Origin of the sequence: Agarivorans sp. QJM3NY_29 (genome assembly GCF_050870835.2) — a bacterium.
In the GTDB taxonomy this organism is placed as follows: Bacteria; Pseudomonadota; Gammaproteobacteria; order Enterobacterales; family Celerinatantimonadaceae; genus Agarivorans.
Map to the genome: position 1 here is coordinate 1 of NZ_CP194036.2, position 20,047 is coordinate 20,047.

The window sequence follows — 20,047 nt, forward strand, 5'->3', positions numbered from 1 at the left end:
GTGAGTGGGTCTCTTTGGCAACAAATCTTAGTTCGTTTACAAGATGAATTGCCGGCAACAGAATTTAGTATGTGGATCCGACCACTTCAAGTTGAGCAAGATGCAGGACTATTGGTGTTATATGCACCCAATCGTTTTGTACTTGATTGGGTAAAAGATAAATATCTGATTCGAGTGAATGCTTTACTGGAAGAGTTTTGTGGGAACGATAAACCTAGTTTGCGCTTTGAGGTTGGCAGTCGACCTGCAACTAAACCGCTAGCAACAAAAACTAGAACTAACGTGATTCAAGCCGGCACCGCTAACCAGCAAAATAATCAGTATGATAATGGTAAGAGTTGGGATAAAGAGCCCGCGGTTAAATCTGCTTTAGAGGCGAATCATCGTAACAATATAAACGCTACCTATCAGTTTGATAATTTTGTTGAAGGTAAGTCTAACCAGTTGGCTCGTGCTGCTGCGACTCAGGTTGCGAATAATCCTGGTGGCGCTTATAACCCCTTATTTTTATATGGGGGAACTGGTCTTGGTAAAACGCACCTGCTGCATGCGGTGGGTAACGGTATTATTGCCAATAAAAAGAATGCCAAAGTCGTGTATATGCATTCTGAACGATTTGTTCAAGATATGGTAAAGGCCTTACAAAACAATGCGATAGAGGATTTTAAGCGTTATTATCGTAGTGTTGATGCATTGCTTATTGATGATATTCAATTCTTTGCCAATAAGGAACGTTCTCAGGAAGAATTTTTCCATACTTTTAATGCCTTACTTGAAGGTAATCAGCAAATTATCTTAACCAGTGACCGTTATCCTAAAGAAATTGATGGCGTAGAAGATCGTTTAAAAAGTCGTTTTGGTTGGGGCTTGACGGTTGCTATCGAACCTCCGGAGTTAGAAACTCGGGTTGCCATATTAATGACCAAGGCGAATGAAAATAATATTCGCTTGCCTGATGAAGTCGCTTTCTTTATCGCAAAACGCTTACGTTCCAATGTTCGAGAGTTGGAAGGGGCTTTAAACCGGGTGATCGCAAACGCTAATTTTACCGGTCGCGCGATTACCATCGATTTTGTACGCGAAGCCTTACGTGATTTATTGGCATTGCAAGAGAAGCTAGTCACTATCGATAATATTCAAAAAACAGTTGCTGAATATTACAAAATTAAAATAGCTGATTTATTGTCTAAGCGTCGTTCTCGATCCGTGGCGCGACCTCGGCAACTAGCGATGGCGCTGGCAAAGGAATTAACCAACCATAGCTTGCCTGAAATTGGTGATGCTTTTGGCGGTCGCGACCATACAACGGTGTTGCATGCTTGTCGTAAAATAAGTCAGCTTAAAGAAGAAAGTCACGACATTAAAGAAGACTATCAGAATTTAATTCGTACATTATCGTCATAATCGGAGAGGCGTTGGTAGGTATGCAATTTAGTATCAATCGGGAACAACTACTTAAACCCCTGCAGCAGGTTAGTGCTGCTTTAGGTGGTCGACCAACCATTCCTATTTTGGGTAATGTATTGTTGGATATTAGTAATAACCAGTTGTCTATTACTGGTACCGATATGGAAGTAGAACTAGTCGCGACCTTGCCTTTGCAAAGTACTGTAAATGAAGGGCGCGTGACAGTACCAGCGAAGAAGTTTGTTGATATTTGTCGTGGTTTACCTGATGGCTGTGAAATTAGTTGTAAAGCGGATGATAATCGCTTGGTATTGCGTTCTGGACGTAGTCGTTTTTCTTTAGCGACACTTCCGGCTAATGACTTTCCTAATGTAGAAGATTGGCAGAGTCAGCAGGTGATTCAGTTGACTCAGGGGCAATTAAAGAATCTGATCGATAGCACTCAGTTCTCAATGGCGAGCCAAGACGTTCGTTATTATTTAAATGGAATGTTGTTTGAGACGGATGAGAAAGGACTTAAAACCATTGCCACTGATGGCCACCGCTTGGCATTAGCCGAACAAACTTTTGAGACACCATTACAGCCTCAACAGGTGATTGTTCCACGTAAAGGGGTGATTGAGTTATCTCGTCTGTTGGAACACGAGGACCAACTGGTTGAGCTGCAAATTGGCAGCAATAATATCCGAGCTAGTGTGCAAGGTTTTACCTTTACCAGTAAATTGGTTGATGGACGTTTTCCTGATTATCGACGGGTATTGCCTTCTAATAGTGATAAGGCTCTTATTTCTGGAAGGGATGAATTGAAACAGGCATTTTCTCGAGCTGCTATTCTTTCCAACGAGAAGTTTCGCGGGGTTCGTCTGCAGTTAGAGGCGGGCATTTTGAAAATTACTGCGAATAATCCTGAGCAGGAAGAGGCGGAAGAGATCCTAGATGTTGATTATAATGCAGAAGCTTTGGAAATTGGTTTTAACGTTGTTTATGTTTTAGATGTATTGAATGCGCTAAAGTGCGATCAGATCCGCATCAACATGAGTAATAGCAATAGTAGTGCCTTGATTGAAGATAGTGAGCAGAGTGGCAAAGCGATGTACGTTGTTATGCCAATGCGACTCTAGTGACAAATTAAATTAATGTATATACAAAGTCTTGGTTTGCAAAATTTTAGAAATATTGAGCAAGCTAGTTTAACCTTGAACCCCAAGTTAAATGTGATTTTGGGTGAGAATGGTAGCGGTAAAACGAGTGTACTAGAAGCCATTTATTATTTGGGTTTTGGGCGTTCCTTTCGGAGTAACTTCGCCAGTAAAGTGGTCAGTCATAGCAAGGATAGCTTTGTTGTATTCGCTCAATTGGAGCAGCATAAGATTGGCTTGCAGAAGTTTAAGAGTGGCGACACGGTTTTAAGAATTAATAAGGAAACGGTACGCAGTCAGTCGGTATTGGCTTCGTTGTTACCTTTGCAGATCCTACATCCGGAAGGCTACGGCTTGGTGGATGGTAGTCCTCGCTACAGACGGGCATATTTAGATTGGGGAGTGTTTCACGTGGAACAACAGTTTCACGCGGCTAGTCAAAACTATAAAAAGACATTGAAGCAACGTAATGCATTATTAAAGCAAACAAAACAGTATCAAGACTTATTATATTGGGATAAGCAACTGGTTGAGTTTGCCATGATTGTTAGTCGGTTACGCGCTGCTTATGTGGAAAGTATTCGTACAACTTTGACTGACTTAGTTGCCGAGTTTTTGCCTGAGTATCGGTTTGAATTGGCATTTCATCAAGGTTGGGAAGAAAAAAAGGATTTGGCTGTATTGCTACAGCAAGGTTTTCAGAGGGACCGTATCTTGGGCTATACCCAATGTGGCCCCCATAAAGCCGATATAAAGTTTAAATTTAATGGCGTAAATGCTGTTGACCTTATTTCTAGAGGTCAGTTGAAGCTTTTTGTTTGTGCGTTGATTTTAGCGCAGGGGCAACATGCACAGCAGCATAGCGGTAATCAGACGGTATATTTGATCGATGATTTTGCGGCAGAATTAGATAAGTCTAAACGCCAGTTGTTAGCTAAGTGGCTGCAACAACATGGGTCTCAGGTCTTTGTTTCTGCGATTGAGAAACAAATGCTGGATGGATTTGATTTAGAAGGATGCACAGTGTTTCACGTGGAACATGGTGTTATCAGCGACTATAAAACGAGAGTAAAACATGGCTGAAAATGAATATGGCTCATCGAGTATTAAGGTTTTAAAAGGTCTTGATGCCGTAAGAAAACGTCCTGGGATGTACATTGGTGACACAGACGATGGCTCAGGTTTACATCACATGGTATTTGAAGTCGTCGATAACTCTATCGATGAAGCGTTGGCTGGGCACTGTAAAGATGTGGTGGTTACCATTCATAATGATGGCTCTGTCTCTGTGTCGGATGATGGCCGTGGTATTCCTGTAGATATGCATGAAGAAGAGGGCGTGTCTGCAGCAGAAGTTATTATGACTGTTCTGCATGCCGGTGGTAAGTTCGATGATAATTCCTATAAAGTATCCGGTGGATTACATGGTGTAGGTGTTTCGGTTGTTAATGCCTTATCTATAAAGCTGCAGCTAACGGTAAAACGACAAAATCATGTCTATGAGCAATTTTACACTTTAGGTGTTCCCGATGCTCCCTTGGCTGCGGTGGGGGATACTGATAAAACAGGAACCGAATTACGCTTTTGGCCTAGTGAAGAAATTTTCTCTGATACAACATTTCATTATGAAATTTTGGCAAAACGATTACGCGAACTGTCGTTTCTTAATTCTGGTGTTTCGATCATTTTAAAAGATGAGCGCGATGGTCGCAAAGACCACTTTATGTATGAAGGGGGGATAGAAGCGTTTGTTTCTTACCTCAATACTAATAAAACACCGATTCACCCTAGAGCGTTTAGTTTCAACTTCCAACGAGATGATGGTATCGCGGTAGAACTAGCGATGCAGTGGAACGAAGGTTTTCAAGAAAATGTTTACTGTTTTACCAATAATATTCCACAGAAAGATGGTGGAACCCACTTGGCTGGGTTTAGGGCGGCATTAACGCGTACGCTCAATAGTTATATGGAAAAAGAAGGCATCAACAAAAAAGACAAAAATAACGCAACAGGTGATGATGCGCGAGAAGGTTTAACGGCCGTTATTTCGGTGAAAGTACCTGATCCTAAGTTTTCTAGCCAAACCAAAGATAAGCTAGTTTCCTCTGAAGTGAAGTCTGCGGTTGAGCAGACGATGGGAGAGAAACTGAGCGAGTATCTACTAGAGAATCCGACTGAAGCAAAAATCATTACCCAGAAAATATTGGATGCAGCTCGTGCTCGTGAAGCCGCTCGTAAAGCTCGCGATATGACGCGTCGTAAAGGTGCCTTAGACTTAGCTGGACTACCGGGTAAACTCGCCGACTGCCAAGAAAAAGATCCTGCGCTTTCTGAACTATATATTGTGGAAGGGGACTCTGCGGGGGGCAGTGCTAAACAAGCACGTAACCGCAAGAATCAGGCTATTTTGCCGCTGAAAGGTAAAATTCTTAATGTAGAAAAAGCGCGTTTCGATAAGATGTTGTCATCACAAGAAGTTGCAACACTGATTACCGCGATGGGCTGTGGTATTGGTCGTGATGAGTATAATCCTGATAAGACTCGTTATCACAACATCATCATCATGACCGATGCTGATGTGGATGGTTCACATATCCGAACCTTACTCCTGACTTTCTTCTACCGTCAAATGCCGGAAATTATCGAACGTGGTTATATCTATATTGCCCAACCACCTTTATATAAGGTGAAGAAAGGCAAGCAAGAACGTTATGTGAAAGATGAAGAATCTCTGACCGAATATCTCACAACTTTAGCTTTAGATAACGCTGGGCTATATGTGAATGCGGAAGCACCAAGTATTAGTGGTGAGCCTCTGGAAAGTTTGGTTACTCAATACCGTCGGGTATGGAAGAATAACGAACGTTTATCTCGTCGTTATCCTATCTCTTTGCTTAGCCAAATGATTTATCAACCACCGCTAAAAACAGAAGAGCTACAAGATGCCAGCGTACTCAAAGAATGGGCTGAACAACTGATCGCACCGGTTAATGCGGAATTACCTAGTGGTAACTACTATTCGGTAGCGGTTGAAAAACATCCTGAGCGTGACATCTACTTCCCTGTAGCAACACTCCGTCAACATGGGGTAGATGTATCTTTTAACTTTGAACCCGAGTTTTTTGCTTCGAATGATTATCGAGATATTTGCAGCCTGTATAGGAATTTAGATAATTTGGTGGAAGAGGGTGCTTATATTAAGCGTGGCGAAAAAACCAAACCAGTGAAGAGTTTTGAAGAAGCGCTCAATTGGTTAATGTCTGAATCGCGTCGTGGCTTATATATCCAACGTTATAAAGGACTCGGTGAGATGAATCCGGATCAGTTATGGGAAACGACAATGGACCCAGAGACTCGACGGATGTTGCAAGTGACGGTTGAGGATGCAATTGCTTGTGATCAGCTCTTCACCACCTTAATGGGTGATCAAGTTGAACCTCGTCGTAATTTCATTGAAGAGAATGCACTTAATGTAGAAAACCTAGATGTCTAACATTTAGTATCTACCGTATTAAGCTTAAAAAAGGCAATATGAAAATATTGCCTTTTTTGTGCTTGAAAGCCTAGAGTCTATCCCCATATCTATTCATAACAAGATGCCATGATCATGGGTTTTGTTAAGACAGAGATGCAGCCTTTGTGCTGGTCAATTTAAATTATTGCTCTATGAGGATAACAAACATGCGTAATCAATATGACTTTTCACCACTTTATCGTACGGCCATCGGCTTTGATCGTTTAGCTAATTTCATTGAAGCGGCATCAAACCAAAGTGCCCAATCTCAAAATACAGGCTACCCGCCTTATAATATTGAAGCAGTCGATGATAATCATTATCGAATCACTCTCGCCGTGGCTGGGTTTGCTGAAGATGAGTTATCTATTGTTGCTCAGCAAAATGCTTTAATTGTTACCGGTACTAAACAGAAAAAATCAGATGAGATTAAATATCTGCATCAAGGGATCGCAGAACGAGGCTTCGAACGACGTTATCAAATTGCTGATCACGTAAAGGTGAGCGCGGCTAACTTAGAACATGGCTTATTGGTTATAGAGTTAGAACGAGAAATTCCTGAAGCTCTAAAGCCAAAACAAATTCCTATTAATGGAAAGTTGGCTTCGGTTGAAGTATTGGAGACTAAATCGGCTTGATTGCCAAGGGATGATGAAGAGTGAAAAAAGGGCCAACAGTGGCCCTTTTTAGTATTGTTTTAAGCGAGCAGCGGATTAACCACAGAGGCCAAAATATCGATACCTTGTCTTACATTGGCTTCACTCTGAGCGAAGTTGAGACGAATGCACTCTTGGGTATGTCGCCAATCCTTGTCTATTCCGGGGAAAAAGTAGCTTCCTGGTACGATTAGTAAACCCTTATTTTTTAATTGTTGGTAAAGCTGTTTATCGCTAATCGGTAAGTCTTCAAACCACAACCAAAGAAACATCGCCCCTTCAGATTTGTGAATTCTAAATTTTGCAGAGGGGATAGCTTGTTGTAACCAAGTGATAGCCTGCTCAGATTTATGTTTATAGAAAGGTCGAATGATATGGTTGCTGGCGTCGAGTAGGCTCTTATCCTTTAACATCTCATTGGCTAAAGCAGGACCAATTCCGCCAGGGGATAAATTAATAATGCCTGACAAATTGCTGATTGCCTGAATCGTTGAAGGCTTAGCAATTACAATTCCACAGCGTGTTCCGGGTAAGCCCAATTTTGATAAGCTTAAGCAAAGTATGGTGTTGTTATTCCAAAATGGTTTTGCGTCTTCGGTAAAGACCAAGTTTGGAAAAGGAAGGCCATAAGCATTATCGATTAATAATGGCACCTGATGTTGTTCGGCAAGTTGTGATAGTTTGGTGAGTTCTTCGTCGGTAACCACATTACCTGTAGGATTGGTGGGTCGAGAGACGCAAATTAATCCAATCGACTCATCAACGACCAGCCGTTCAAAGTCGACATGATACTTAAATTGGCGGTTGGCTAAATACTCAATAGAAGGCTTGTTACCGACAAATATTTGTTCGCTTAAACCACTATCCTCATATCCTATATACTCAGGAGCGAGTGGAAATAACACTCTTTTATCCTGCTGCAGCCCCTTACCGGCAAAAAGATTAAATAAGAAGAAAAATGCGCTTTGACTGCCATTAGTGAGTGCAATGTTCTCTTCTTTTATATCCCAATGAAACTGATTACTTAAAAAAGAAGATAAGTTAGATATAAATTCCTTATTACCTTGGGGGGAGTCATAGTTACATAAGGCTTTGAGTAAACTGCCATTACTTAGCCCTGTGCTGAGGTGTTGCTGAAATAACTCGGTCATTTGTGGTATCTGTGCTGGATTTCCACCCCCGAGCATTATCATTTCGTCACCCGCTCGGATCCCTTCATCCAAGTCATCCATCAGTTGCGTGATCCCCGAATGACGGGTGAACTTATTACCAAAATCTGAATACGTCATAAAGCACCTTCTTCGAACTAGGCGTCACAATAACAAACAAATGTGAGGAATGGTATTCGCTAGTCCGATTTGGTTAATGATAGGGTTGAAGTGAATGCAAGGCTCGCTGTAAGGACATTTTGGAGGGCCTAATATCTCAGATAGTTTGATAGGCTCAATAATCTAATTATCGATGGTCAATCAGCGAGCTGGCAGAATTGAATTGAGAATCTACGATCTTGTCATCATATAGGCCAAGCAAAGTGGCTAAAGCCGCTTTGCTTGGCCTTGTCGTTATCTACTTAGTCATTTGACCAGCATAAACGATGACTACTACATCGTCGTTTTTACGGCGTTCAAAAGCGTAAGGCGTGTTACTTAACAAGATGTGTTGTCCTGCCCCGACCGCTTGATGGCGCTTACGGAACTGTAACAACTTTTGCCAATGTTTTTTTACCGCGAGGTGTTCGGCATCGAACTGTTGCCAATTCATATCTGAGCGAGTGGCTTGTTTTTTGTCGGAGCTTCTTGAACCTTTTTCGCGTGCTGTCTCATCGCCATAAAAGACTTGTACCGCGGTTGGCATTAGTAAGAAAGCAGAACCGAGTTGTTTTTGCTTATCCAGTGTTTTGGCAATGCTGCCGTAGGCTAGCTTCGTATCATGCGATGATACATAACTGAGTAGCTTGCCGTCTCGCTTATTGAGTATATCAGCGTATTGTTGATAGCCATCTTGCATTGCGCTAAAACAGTTCATGCCCTTTTTAGCAAGGTCTGTTTGATAACTAAAATCTATTAGGGAGTCGAAGCCGTACTCAAATAATTTTGAATCACTTAAACCTTGTCCCCAATATTCCCCTGTCATCCAAAACTCATTGTTGTCGAGAACTTTATCAGGATGCTCTAATTTCCATTCTTGAAATGCCTGGCTCGAGGCCATTTTTAAGGCTTGCCAAGCTTCTGGCTCGACGTGTTTAACGGTATCTGCTCTAAAGCCATCAATACCGTATTCGCGAACCCAATCGGATAGCCAAGTGACTAAGTAATCGCGTACGCTTGCACCGGGTATTTCAACCGCTTTTGTATCTGGTTTATTTTTATAGAAGGTGGGAAGGCCCACAACCTTTTTGGATTCGGTTTTAAAATCAGGTAAATAAGCTAAAGACATGGTTAAGTCATTAGCCCCTGGGCTAGGGTAGCCTGAGATATCAGTACGAACCCAATCCGGCCCCCACCATTGTTGCCAAGATTTTCGTTTACCATAGTCAACAAAGTCGTTAAAACTATGCCAAGTTTCCCCTTTCGCAGGGGTCCAATTGGTCCACTTTTCGGTGAGGTAAGTCTCGATAGGCTGGTCAAAATTTTGAGTTTCCCCAAACTTAAAGGCCTGCATATCGGCAAGAGTAGCGTAGCCTGCATGATTCATCACTATGTCCATCACGACTCGAATACCGCGTTGATGAGCCTGATCCACAAATTGTTTAAATTCTTTGGCTGTACCCATGTTTTGATCCATGAGCGTATAATCTTGAGCATAGTAACCGTGATAAGCGTAGTGTTTAAAATCACCACTCATGCCTCCTCCAACCCAACCTCGAATTTGTTCGTAGGGCGCAGTGATCCAAATCGCGTTGATCCCTAGATCTTCGATATAGTCGAGCTTTTTGGTGAGACCGGCTATATCTCCACCGTGGAAGGTACCAATTTCTTTTTGACCGTCTTTGCTTCGCCCATAACTATGATCATTCGTCGGGTTACCGTTATAAAAGCGATCGGTGATGACAAAATAGATCGAGGCACTGTCCCAACTAAAGGTATCAGCTTTTTTATGGGTCGATTCTAGGAGTAACAAACCACCACTATCAGCGGCAGGGGTGAATGTTACGTTACCCTGTTGAACGGTACTAATTTGACCGCTGTAAAAATCTTTAACCGTAGAACCTTCTTTAAAGCTGGCGCTTACATCGACGGTAATCGGCTGACCGTCCCATTGCAGACATTGTGCTGTTTGTTTATGAGGTGAGGAGAATGTTTGAGTTTGGTTAGTGGTTTGCTCTGTGGAAGCACAGCCTGCAATGATTACACTAACAAAACATGCTAATAGCGTAGGTTTAAGTGAATTTTTCATGTTTTACATCCGTTTAATTGCTGACCTTTACAAATAAAAAAGCCCCTTTTCAGGGGCTCGAACTACCATGAAAATTTACATTTCTACTTTTTCGATATAAGCCACAGGGATTTCGCCTGACCAATCTAGGTAGAAGCGGTAAACACCATCTTCTTCTGGAGTAAATTTAAAGTTATCGAAGGCGGCGCATTTGTTTAACTCGCGACGCTCTCCAACTTTGATTGGCGCTTCACCGGATAAGAAACCGAAGTTAGTACCACATTGCCATGCAGCATCACCAAACTTCCATTCGTATGGTTGACCATCGGCAATCAGTGGCTCGTCTACAGGAGAGGTGGCGCTCCATACATTAGTTTTGCCTTCAACTGGCATTAACTTATTTTCTGGGGTTGCATCCCACCAACTAAATACACCGCGTAAATGCACGTCGCGGGTTAATTTGCTATCGCCGCCACTACCAGAAGCACAGCCCACGGCCACCACCGTAATCAGTGCAAGAACACCCGCTTTCAAGATATTTTTAAGCATTTTCAATTCCTTTCTTATTTTATAACTTTCCTTTGTCTCTACAGACAAACATTACCTAACGAGCTGAACTGAACTCGTTGTCAGTTATAACGGAGCTTCTCATGAAAAAACGTGCCAAGCTCACAGTCCTATTCTGAAAAGCATTTCATGAAATGAACTATTTTATTAAAACAGTTAAGTGGATCAAAAAAGCCGTATTCTGTAAAGAATACGGCTTGTTTCGGTTTTGCTGTTCTCGTGATTTATTGAATCACAGAAATGTCCGCGATTTCTAAAAACAATTGACGAAGTGAGCTGAGCAGACTTAAACGATTTATTTTTAAAGCATCATCTTCACTCATCACCATCACATTATCAAAGAAAGCATCAACCACCTCGCGGAGGCTTGCCAGCTCAATTAACGCTTGTTGATAATCACCTTTCTCAAGCAAGGGCGCTAAGCTGATTTGCATACTAGCGACAGCCTCAGCGAGAGCTTGCTCTTGGCTTTCTTTTAATAACGAAGCGTCGATTTGTGGTTTCACGAAATCTGGGTTTTTCGCCAAAATATTGGAAACCCGCTTGTTTGCAGCAGCCAAAGCTTGGGCTTGCTCCAAAGTGCGGAAGTGACTCACCGCTTTAATCCGCTGTTCAATATCTGCCAGTTTAGTCGGCTTCCGCTCAAGTACTGCGGTTATCACGCTCGGATCAATAGCTTGTTCTAGGTACATCGCTCTTAAACGGGCGTAAATAAACTCGATAAGCTGAGTGTGAACCTTTGTTTGAGTCGCTTGCTCAAGTTCTAAAGGTAGCAGTAACAAAGCACTATTAATCAAGGTATCCAAGTCCAGGTCAAAGCCCTTATCTTGGATAATTCGAATAATACCTAAGCAGGCTCTACGCAGTGCAAAGGGGTCTTTGTCTCCCTTTGGTAGCTGGCCAATGGCAAAAATGCCCACTAAGGTATCAAGTTTGTCGGCGATAGCGACCGCTGCGGCGACTTTTGATTCGGGTAATTTGTCGCCAGAAAAGCGAGGCCAGTATTGCTGCTGTAAGGCATTGGCGACATCATCATGTTCGCCGTCAAATTTTGCATAATACATGCCCATAACACCCTGAACATCAGCAAATTCCAAGACCATTTCACTGTTGAGATCGGCTTTAGATAGAAGGCCTGCACGCTGTGCATGCTGGCTATTGGCTCCGATCTCTCCAGCAATTTGTGCTGCTAATTCAGAGACTCTGTTTGACTTATCTAATAAGCTGCCAAGCTGCTGCTGAAATACTACGTTGGCCAGTTGGTCTAAACGACTATCTAACCGTGATTTTTTATCGGTGTTAAAAAAGAATTCTGCATCGGCAAGGCGAGGACGAACTACTTTTTCGTTACCCGCAATCACCTGTTGAGGATCTTTACTGACAATGTTCGAAACAAAGATAAAACGAGGTAATAAGTTACCTTTGGTATCTAAGATTGGAAAGTACTTTTGATTGTCTTTCATCGTGTAAATGAGAGCTTCAGCTGGGACGTCCAAGAACTTGTCTTCGAAGCTGCCAACCATCGCAACCGGCCATTCCACCAATGAACAGACTTCTTCAAGCAGCGCTTCATCAATCTCAACAATGCCACCTTCGCGAGCCGCTTCCGCTTCAATTTGTTCGCGGATAATCGCTTTACGCTGTTCATAATTAACAATCACTTTACCGCGGCGATCTAATTGTTGAACGTAGTTGTTGGCGTGGTTAAGCTCAAATTCAGCTTCGCCCATAAAACGGTGGCCACGAATAGTACGCGCAGATTCAATGCCGAGAATATTCCCTTGAACCAATTTCTCACCATAGAGCATCGTGATGGTATGCACTGGACGGATAAACTGAGTTGCTTTTGCTCCCCAACGCATAGGCTTAGGGATCGGCAGTTTAGCTAAACCCTCAGCGACAATTTCTGGGAATAGCTGGTAAATGGTTTGACCGCTGATTTCAGCTTTATGCAGTAGCCATTCACCTTTGTCGGTGCTGAGACGCTCTGCTTGTTCAACGCTAATGCCATTGGAACGAGCCCAACCCTCAGCCGCTTTGGTTGGTTTACCATCTGCATCAAAGGCACTACTTACCGCAGGGCCGCGTTTTTCGACCACTTTATCTGGTGTTTTTTCGGTTAATGCTTGAATAGAAAGTGCTAAACGACGAGGTGCCGCAAACCATTCGATATTTTCAAACTCAAAACCGGCTTTTTCTAAGCTTTGTTGGACATTGCTTTTGAAAGACTCTGCCAAGCCGCGCAGAGCTTTGGGTGGCAATTCTTCGGTGCCGATTTCTACTAATAGGTTTTCGTTACTCATGCTGCCTCCGTTACTTCTTATCTTTGCATAAAGGGAAACCAAGCTCTTCACGAGCATGGTAATACGCTTCTGCTACGGCTTTGGATAAGGCTCTTACCCTCAGAATGTAGCGTTGGCGTTCGGTCACCGAAATTGCATGACGAGCATCGAGTAAGTTAAAGGCATGAGAAGCTTTCATTACTTGTTCGTAAGCAGGTAAGGGAAGACCTGCTTCAATTAATTTTTGGCTGTCTTTTTCACATTGATCAAACTGAGTGAATAGCGCGCCTGTGTCAGCGTGTTCAAAGTTGAAAGTAGACTGCTCAACTTCATTTTGATGGAAAATATCCCCGTAGGTCACTTTCCCCATCGGACCATCGGTCCAGATTAAATCGTAAATGCTATCAACACCTTGGATATACATGGCTAAGCGTTCTAAGCCATAGGTGATCTCACCGGTTACCGGGGAGCATTCTAAACCACCAACTTGTTGGAAGTAGGTAAATTGAGTGATTTCCATCCCATTTAACCAAATTTCCCAACCGAGACCCCAAGCACCAAGTGTTGGTGATTCCCAGTTGTCTTCTACGAAGCGAATATCATGGATCTCGGGATTAATACCAAGTTCAACTAGTGAACCGAGGTAGAGTTCTTGGATATTGTCTGGCGACGGTTTCAACACGACTTGAAATTGGTAGTAGTGTTGTAAACGGTTTGGGTTTTCACCGTAGCGTCCATCGGTAGGGCGACGACAGGGTTGTACATAAGCACTATACATCGGTTCTGGACCGATAGAGCGCAAAAAGGTTTGCGGATGAAAGGTGCCAGCACCTACTTCCATATCTAAAGGTTGAACAATGACGCAGCCTTGACGGGCCCAGTAGTCCTGTAAAGCCAATATTAGGCCTTGAAAGGTTTTTATATCGTATTTATGCATGATTTGTGTCGCGCGTATGAAAAGTAATCGGTTTTATAACTGACGGAGTATACCCTAGCAAGCAGATAGACCCTAGTGCTGTTACCTCAGGAATCACTGATAACCGAGACTTTTTTTTAAAAATCGCTCAACTTCCTTTCTTGATCAAGTATTGAAAGGGCATTTGGTCTACTTTCTTAGCGATTAGTGTGTGATCCATAAATTCACAAAAACTAACCATATCTCGGGTGGTAGAGGGATCGTCAGCCTGAATTAATAAGGTCTCCCCTAGAGCAATGTTACGAATTGCTTTTCTTACCATCATTACTGGTTCAGGGCAGCGTAGACCGAGTGCGTCTAATTGGTGATCGGCTTGGTTAAAATCTATCAAACTACTCATTGATTTATCCCCTTAATGAATGACTTTTACATTGTATAACAGCTACGGTTAGATTTGCAGCTGTCAACTTTGACCAACAGCTTGGCATGTTTTCGATAGTTTTGGCATTTACTACTCCACTAAGGCTATTTCAGCAGACGGTACTTTTTGTTTTTTACAAACTTGCTCGCTGCAATCCAATCTTCCCTTTTTCTCACATCAAGGTGTCGATCATAGAGTGGTTCGCTAATTCCATACCCGATTTATGATTGATATCAGTGACGACAAGATTGGCACCTTCCTCAGAAGAGGCTTCCCCAATTCTTCTTGTTGCTACGGTGACTAATATAGTTTTTGAAGCCTTAACATATAGGGGTTCTCTATAGCGTTTATAAGCTAGGCCTGGCGGATTTAAACCGACCCGCTCAGTAAGGTCGCTGTAACGTACTTTCTGTGTTGGTGCCGTATATAACTGGTTTAGAACGAGATATTCAGTTAAGCCAATACTTTGTTGTTGATACGCTAAAGCAAATTAAAAAGATTGCCCCGAAAATCAGTTTTGTAGTTGCTGCGGATATAAAGTTGGCTAACTTTTGTCAAGATGATATCGATATTGCTATGCGTCGTGAACGCCCCATGGATAATAGAAAAACCACCACATTGGTTTTTTTGCTCGTCAGGAGTATCTAAATACTCATGGGCAGGTTGAAGCAGGGAGTACATTTCTGATGAGCTATTGGTGATGTATAAAAACAAACCTTACCTCAGTATTGGCAATCGTTATGTGGCCAAGCTATTCATCATTCGCAAGTGATTGTAGAAACGAATTCACAAACCCTCTTGATTGAAGCGATCGCTGGTTTTTTGATGACGGATCTATTATTTTTACTCTTCAAATCTTTGTTTTAGGGCATCGATGAAGTCAGTGGCGATTCAAATATCGAATTTCGAACGCTATAAGAATGTAATTCACCAATAGTGTGTTTCTTTTAGCTTTAGCTACTTGGCTGCTTTGACAACCCGCGCTAGTTTGATAGCTGCATATTGGGGCTCGGCTTTTGGATCGTTTAAGAAATTGCTGATCACATCAAAGATGGCACCTTGCACTTTTTCGCTTACCGCTAAGCCGTGGGCCATACTCGGTACCAAATCACCCGATTTGTTACTGGCTTTAAATGCGGCCATCGAGTCTAAAGCGCAGCTATCAAATTGCTTCATATCCATATCGATCCGAACTGGAATAGAGCCTTTGTTGAGGTTAAATATGGTTTGAAACTCGGGGGTGAGAATGGTTTTTGCGAGGCTTTTTTGAGCCTTAATATCTTCAGGTTTATTTAGTTCAAACATTGCAAAACTGTCGATATTAAAGATAAATTGCTGTTGTGTGCCGGGAGCGGGGACGCAAACAAAGTCTTTACCTGGTTGTTTACCTGCGGCAATAAACTCACCCTTGGCCCAGTCCCCCATAATTTGCATGCCGGCTGTACCATTAATTACCATACTGGTTGCCATATTCCAGTCTCGTCCGGGGGAGTCACTATCGATATAGTGGCTTATTTTTTTTAATACGCGAAAGACTTCGACCATTTTGTCTCCGCCTAAAGTCTTATCATCTAGTTTTACGAAAGCTTTCAGGTAGTCTTTCGCACCTAAAATATCTAAGGCTAGCGTCTCAAATAAAGTCGCATTCTGCCAATTCTGCCCACCGTGGGCGAGGGGAATAAACCCGGCGGCTTGTAGTTTGTCTGCAGCGGTGAAAAATTCAGCCAAGGTGGTTGGGATTTTTGCGTCTGCTTTTGCAAATACAGCTGGGTTTGCCCATAACCAGTTTACTCGATGCACATTTAGCGGGACGGCAACGTAGTTGCCCTGATACTTCATAATATCTGTCACGACTTTGGGGATCACATCGTCCCAATGTTCTTCTGCTGCGACGTCGTTAAGGTTACTTAAGAACCCTAGTTCTGCCCATTCTTGAATATCGGGGCCTTTTAGTTGTGCAGCGGCTGGTGGATTACCTGAAATTGCGCGGGTTTTTAACACCGTCATCGCGCTTTCTCCACCTCCTCCAGCAACCGCAAAGTCTTTCCAACTATGCCCTTGGGCTTCAAGCATTTTCTTTAAAACATTCACCGATTTGGCTTCACCGCCGGAGGTCCACCAATGTAAAACCTCAACTTCTCCCGCGTAGGCGGAATTAAGCGAATAGCAGAATATAAGAGTGGAGAAGAAAGTCGTTAATTTGCGCATAGTTAGACCTTATTATTTTTATTTAAGCTCTATCACTTATGTTGAGCATACTAGCCTGAATACTGCAGATAAAACCCAACCGATGAAGCAAATCTTAACTAGAGCTCTATTTGATGTGAGGGAGTCGCAGTTTCACTTCTAAGCCGCCTTGAGGCAGGTTTTGTAAGCATATATTTCCCCCGTGAGCGTGGGCGATATTACGAGCAATACCAAGGCCCAAGCCTGAACCTGACTTCGCTTTATTTAAGCGAACATAAGGGTTGAATACTTCGCTTAATTGAGCTTCTGGGATCCCTGGTCCATGATCGACAAATAGCAAGCAAAGCTCGTTGTCATCATCGAGCAAATAAATTTCGATTTTGTCACCGTATTTAATTCCATTCTCAATCAAATTAGCGATGCAGCGCTTGATCGCTAGGGGTTTACCACGGTAAGGGGAATTCGTCTCTCCAAACACGCTGACTTTATCGAGATACGGTTCGATACAATACTTTAGATGAGACATGATGTTGATATCGGTTAGATTTTCATGGATATCGGTGTCTTTTACCGTTTGCAGGGCACCTTTAGCCATAATTTCCAGTTCATCTAAATCTCGATTGAAGGCGTCAATGACATTGTCATCATCGAGCAATTCTGCGCGTAGCCGTAGCCGGGTAATCGGGGTTTTTAAATCATGAGAAATGGAACGAAATAGCTGTTCTCGATCTTCAATATAACGTTTTAGCTTACTTTGCATGGTATTAAAGGCACGGGTCGCTTTGCGAATTTCATCACTGCCTTCTTCTACCAAAGGTGCTTGGAATAAGTCGATCGTAAGGCGTGAGGCGGCTTTTGCTAAACGGCGTAGCGGACGAGTTTGTCGGCGCACGAGTATGAAGGTGAAAACCAGCAGAAAGACCGTCATTAAGGTGATAAACATTACGCGACCCTTGGGTAATAAACTATCATCCAAGTTCATATATGGGGCTGGGAGTAGCGCAGCTAGGTAAATCCACTCTCCACTTTCTAGTTCTATTTGGGTGACCAATATGGGTGGGTTCAAGGGTTTTATTTGCAGGCTATGCGAGGCCCAAGAAGAGGGTAAGTCTTGTAGTAATATATCGTTTTTTAAGACATGCAATTGATCGGGCAAGGAAAAGTCAACGTCAATTTTAGTGCTGCGATTGAGTTCTCGATGCAGAACATCGCTGACCGTTTGAATTACCAGATTTTTGTGATAACTGTCAGGAATGGAATTGATTTTAATGTACTCTCGATTGAGTGACACAAAGAAGCGAGTGCCGCCCATCTTACGTAACTGATTGAGTACAATGTGGCGATATTCAGAAGGTAAAGATTCAAAAAATGTCACCGTCGAGGCTAAGCTCAGCGCTAGGTTGCGAGAGGTGGCACTAAGGCCTTCACTCTCTGATTGGCGCAACTGATAAAACCAAATGAAGCTACTGGCACCTTGGGCCAGTGCAATGGCGAGCAATAGCAGCAATAGCATTCTTGCTAATAAAGAATTTGGCTTTATCCGCTGTAATAGCCGATTAAACTTCATGACTCACTTGAGTCACCATCATGTAACCTGAGCCTCGAATGGTACGGATCAGCCGAGCCTGACTGCCATCATCTTTTAAGCGTTGGCGTAGCCGGCTAATTTGTACGTCAATTCCTCGCTCCATGGGTAAGCTTTCGCGGCCGCGAGTGGCATCACTAATGGTATCCCGGTCGAGGGTTTCGTTCGGGTGTTGCAAAAATAGCTGCAATAAACGGTAATCGCTGCTGGATAACTCCAGCGTCTCTCCGTCTTCATGTTCCAGTTGCTGACTTTGAGTATCTAGGCGCCACTGGCCGAAACGAATGTAGCGAGTATTTTGCTGAGCATTGGCGGTGACTTGAGAGCGGCGCAGTAAGGCCTTAATTCGCGCCAGTAGTTCGCGAGGGTTAAACGGTTTTCCAATGTAATCATCGGCACCCAACTCGAGACCAACAATCCGATCCATTTCATCGGAATTAGCGGTGAGCATGATAATTGGTACATTGGAGGTTCGGCGGATTTTTTGGCATAAGGTAAAGCCGTCATCGCCCGGTAACATGATGTCGAGAATGATGAGTTCTGGTTTATTGGTTTCCAGTAGTTTTGCCATTTCTATACCGTCATTGGCACTGATCACTTCAAAGCCTGATTTACTTAAGTATTGCTCAAGTAAGCTTCTAATTTCTAAGTCATCATCAACGACGAGCAGTTGTTTTGCAAAAACCATGGTTGTCTATTCAATATTAGTGTTATTCATTTGTACTAAGAATAACAAACAACGTGGCAGGGGCGAAATGCTTCACATCATTAAGCAAGAAAAATGGGAGCTAAATGCTCCCATTGGTTCTTTATCCGCAGATTTAGGGGCGTTCAAATATTGTTGCGATGCCTTGTCCTAAACCAATACACATGGTTGCAAGCCCTAGCTTGGCATCTTTGGCTTCCATTAGGTTGATCAGAGTGGTCGAGATACGGGTTCCAGAACAGCCTAGTGGATGGCCTAAAGCAATGGCTCCGCCATTCAGATTTATCTTGTCTTCTAGTTGGTCCATGAGGCCCAGTTCCTTCACACAAGGAAGTGATTGTGCGGCAAATGCTTCGTTGAGTTCGAAAAGGTCGATATCTTCGAGCGTCAAACCAGCACGTTTTAAAGCCTTTTGGGTGGCGGGCACTGGCCCGTAGCCCATAATGGACGGATCGCAGCCAGCAATGGCCATGGCGCGAACTTTCGCGCGGATCGGTAAACCCAGCTCCGCGGCCTTTTCGGCAGACATGATGAGCATTGCCGACGCCCCATCAGATAAGGCTGAGGAGGTACCCGCGGTCACTTTACCGTTAACCGGGTCAAAGGCTGGGCGGAGTTGCGCGAGACCTTCAATAGTGGTTTCAGGGCGGATCACTTCGTCAGTTTCTATCAGGCTCAGTGTCCCATTGGTATCATGCCCTTCGATGGGAAGAATTTCTCTGGCAAAGCGCCCCTCAATGGTGGCTTGATGGGCTAGACGGTGGGAGCGAGCGCCAAAGGCGTCCATTGCTTCGCGGCTAATACCATGCATTTGCGACAGTAATTCTGCCGTTAAGCCCATCATGCCTGCCGCTTTAGCCACCGACTTGGTCATTCCAGGGTGAAAGTCGACGCCATGGCTCATTGGAACATGCCCCATATGTTCTACTCCGCCAACGATAAAGATATCTCCTTGGTCGGCCATGATGGCACGTGCCGCGTCATGTAAGGCTTGCATCGATGAACCACATAAACGATTCACCGTGACCGCGCCAGTGGTATGTGGTAAACCCGCCAGTAAGGCGGCATTGCGCGCGATATTAAAACCTTGTTCTAAGGTTTGTTGAACACAGCCCCAATAGACATCCTCAATATCATTTGGATCGAGAGCTGGATTACGTTTTAACAAGCCTTTCATTAAATGTGCAGATAAGTCTTCTGCGCGAACATGTCTAAAACAGCCATTCTTAGAGCGGCCCATGGGGGTGCGAATACAATCTACAATAACCACTTCTTTCATTTTATATTCCTCC

The 20,047-nt window shown here is 43.3% G+C and carries 15 protein-coding genes; 5 read left to right on the forward strand and 10 right to left on the reverse strand.

Features of this window, described 5'->3' with window-relative positions:
• The 5 genes from dnaA to ACRRS0_RS00025 all read left to right on the forward strand — a co-directional run bounded on the left by dnaA (nucleotide 1) and on the right by ACRRS0_RS00025 (nucleotide 6,698).
• Complete coding sequence (gene dnaA, locus ACRRS0_RS00005) at nucleotides 1–1,404, forward strand: chromosomal replication initiator protein DnaA (protein WP_432455251.1); 1,404 nt, start codon at nucleotides 1–3, stop codon at nucleotides 1,402–1,404.
• A gap of 20 nt (nucleotides 1,405–1,424) precedes the next feature.
• Nucleotides 1,425–2,528 (forward strand): DNA polymerase III subunit beta, encoded by a 1,104-nt coding sequence (dnaN, locus tag ACRRS0_RS00010; RefSeq protein WP_432455250.1) that lies wholly within the window; start codon nucleotides 1,425–1,427, stop codon nucleotides 2,526–2,528.
• Nucleotides 2,529–2,564: 36 nt separating this feature from the next.
• Nucleotides 2,565–3,629 (forward strand): DNA replication/repair protein RecF, encoded by a 1,065-nt coding sequence (recF, locus tag ACRRS0_RS00015; RefSeq protein WP_432455249.1) that lies wholly within the window; start codon nucleotides 2,565–2,567, stop codon nucleotides 3,627–3,629.
• Entirely contained in the window at nucleotides 3,622–6,039 is a 2,418-nt protein-coding gene (gyrB, locus tag ACRRS0_RS00020; RefSeq protein WP_432455248.1) for a DNA topoisomerase (ATP-hydrolyzing) subunit B, read from the forward strand. Before recF ends, gyrB begins: the two co-directional genes overlap by 8 nt.
• 188 nt (nucleotides 6,040–6,227) lie before the next feature.
• Nucleotides 6,228–6,698, forward strand: a complete 471-nt coding sequence (locus ACRRS0_RS00025) for an Hsp20 family protein (protein ID WP_432455247.1) — start codon at nucleotides 6,228–6,230, stop codon at nucleotides 6,696–6,698.
• Between the two features lie 59 nt (nucleotides 6,699–6,757).
• Here ACRRS0_RS00025 and ACRRS0_RS00030 read toward each other — a convergent pair whose 3' ends face one another.
• From ACRRS0_RS00030 to fadA, 10 genes are all read right to left on the reverse strand, one after another.
• Entirely contained in the window at nucleotides 6,758–8,005 is a 1,248-nt protein-coding gene (locus ACRRS0_RS00030; protein ID WP_432455246.1) for a valine--pyruvate transaminase, read from the reverse strand.
• Nucleotides 8,006–8,282: 277 nt separating this feature from the next.
• Entirely contained in the window at nucleotides 8,283–10,112 is a 1,830-nt protein-coding gene (locus ACRRS0_RS00035) for an alpha-amylase (protein ID WP_432455245.1), read from the reverse strand.
• Nucleotides 10,113–10,187: 75 nt separating this feature from the next.
• Nucleotides 10,188–10,640 carry a hypothetical protein gene (locus tag ACRRS0_RS00040; RefSeq protein ID WP_432455244.1) on the reverse strand — a complete coding sequence of 151 codons (453 nt, stop codon included), beginning with the start codon at nucleotides 10,638–10,640 and terminating at the stop codon, nucleotides 10,188–10,190.
• A 242-nt stretch (nucleotides 10,641–10,882) separates the two neighbouring features.
• Nucleotides 10,883–12,961 carry a glycine--tRNA ligase subunit beta gene (glyS, locus tag ACRRS0_RS00045; RefSeq protein WP_432455243.1) on the reverse strand — a complete coding sequence of 693 codons (2,079 nt, stop codon included), beginning with the start codon at nucleotides 12,959–12,961 and terminating at the stop codon, nucleotides 10,883–10,885.
• A gap of 10 nt (nucleotides 12,962–12,971) precedes the next feature.
• Complete coding sequence (gene glyQ, locus ACRRS0_RS00050) at nucleotides 12,972–13,877, reverse strand: glycine--tRNA ligase subunit alpha (protein ID WP_432455242.1); 906 nt, start codon at nucleotides 13,875–13,877, stop codon at nucleotides 12,972–12,974.
• 127 nt (nucleotides 13,878–14,004) lie between these two features.
• Complete coding sequence (gene tusA / locus ACRRS0_RS00055) at nucleotides 14,005–14,256, reverse strand: sulfurtransferase TusA (protein ID WP_432455241.1); 252 nt, start codon at nucleotides 14,254–14,256, stop codon at nucleotides 14,005–14,007.
• Nucleotides 14,257–15,234: 978 nt separating this feature from the next.
• Nucleotides 15,235–16,485, reverse strand: a complete 1,251-nt coding sequence (locus ACRRS0_RS00060) for an ABC transporter substrate-binding protein (protein ID WP_432455240.1) — start codon at nucleotides 16,483–16,485, stop codon at nucleotides 15,235–15,237.
• A gap of 106 nt (nucleotides 16,486–16,591) precedes the next feature.
• Complete coding sequence (locus ACRRS0_RS00065; RefSeq protein WP_432455239.1) at nucleotides 16,592–18,031, reverse strand: ATP-binding protein; 1,440 nt, start codon at nucleotides 18,029–18,031, stop codon at nucleotides 16,592–16,594.
• On the reverse strand, nucleotides 18,021–18,737 hold the full coding sequence (locus ACRRS0_RS00070; protein ID WP_432455238.1) for a response regulator: 717 nt from the start codon (nucleotides 18,735–18,737) through the stop codon (nucleotides 18,021–18,023). The genes ACRRS0_RS00065 and ACRRS0_RS00070 overlap by 11 nt, the downstream gene beginning before the upstream one ends.
• A gap of 133 nt (nucleotides 18,738–18,870) precedes the next feature.
• Nucleotides 18,871–20,034 carry an acetyl-CoA C-acyltransferase FadA gene (fadA, locus tag ACRRS0_RS00075; protein ID WP_432455237.1) on the reverse strand — a complete coding sequence of 388 codons (1,164 nt, stop codon included), beginning with the start codon at nucleotides 20,032–20,034 and terminating at the stop codon, nucleotides 18,871–18,873.
• Nucleotides 20,035–20,047: the final 13 nt, after the last annotated feature.

Coding starts and splice junctions, on each gene's coding strand:
- tusA (WP_432455241.1), bottom strand. CDS start 14,256: ATGAGTAGTTTGATAGATTTTAACCAAGCCGATCACCAATTAGACGCA.
- ACRRS0_RS00065 (WP_432455239.1), bottom strand. CDS start 18,031: ATGAAGTTTAATCGGCTATTACAGCGGATAAAGCCAAATTCTTTATTA.
- ACRRS0_RS00040 (WP_432455244.1), bottom strand. CDS start 10,640: ATGCTTAAAAATATCTTGAAAGCGGGTGTTCTTGCACTGATTACGGTG.
- glyS (WP_432455243.1), bottom strand. CDS start 12,961: ATGAGTAACGAAAACCTATTAGTAGAAATCGGCACCGAAGAATTGCCA.
- dnaN (WP_432455250.1), top strand. CDS start 1,425: ATGCAATTTAGTATCAATCGGGAACAACTACTTAAACCCCTGCAGCAG.
- ACRRS0_RS00070 (WP_432455238.1), bottom strand. CDS start 18,737: ATGGTTTTTGCAAAACAACTGCTCGTCGTTGATGATGACTTAGAAATT.
- fadA (WP_432455237.1), bottom strand. CDS start 20,034: ATGAAAGAAGTGGTTATTGTAGATTGTATTCGCACCCCCATGGGCCGC.
- ACRRS0_RS00035 (WP_432455245.1), bottom strand. CDS start 10,112: ATGAAAAATTCACTTAAACCTACGCTATTAGCATGTTTTGTTAGTGTA.
- ACRRS0_RS00060 (WP_432455240.1), bottom strand. CDS start 16,485: ATGCGCAAATTAACGACTTTCTTCTCCACTCTTATATTCTGCTATTCG.
- glyQ (WP_432455242.1), bottom strand. CDS start 13,877: ATGCATAAATACGATATAAAAACCTTTCAAGGCCTAATATTGGCTTTA.
- ACRRS0_RS00025 (WP_432455247.1), top strand. CDS start 6,228: ATGCGTAATCAATATGACTTTTCACCACTTTATCGTACGGCCATCGGC.
- ACRRS0_RS00030 (WP_432455246.1), bottom strand. CDS start 8,005: ATGACGTATTCAGATTTTGGTAATAAGTTCACCCGTCATTCGGGGATC.
- gyrB (WP_432455248.1), top strand. CDS start 3,622: ATGGCTGAAAATGAATATGGCTCATCGAGTATTAAGGTTTTAAAAGGT.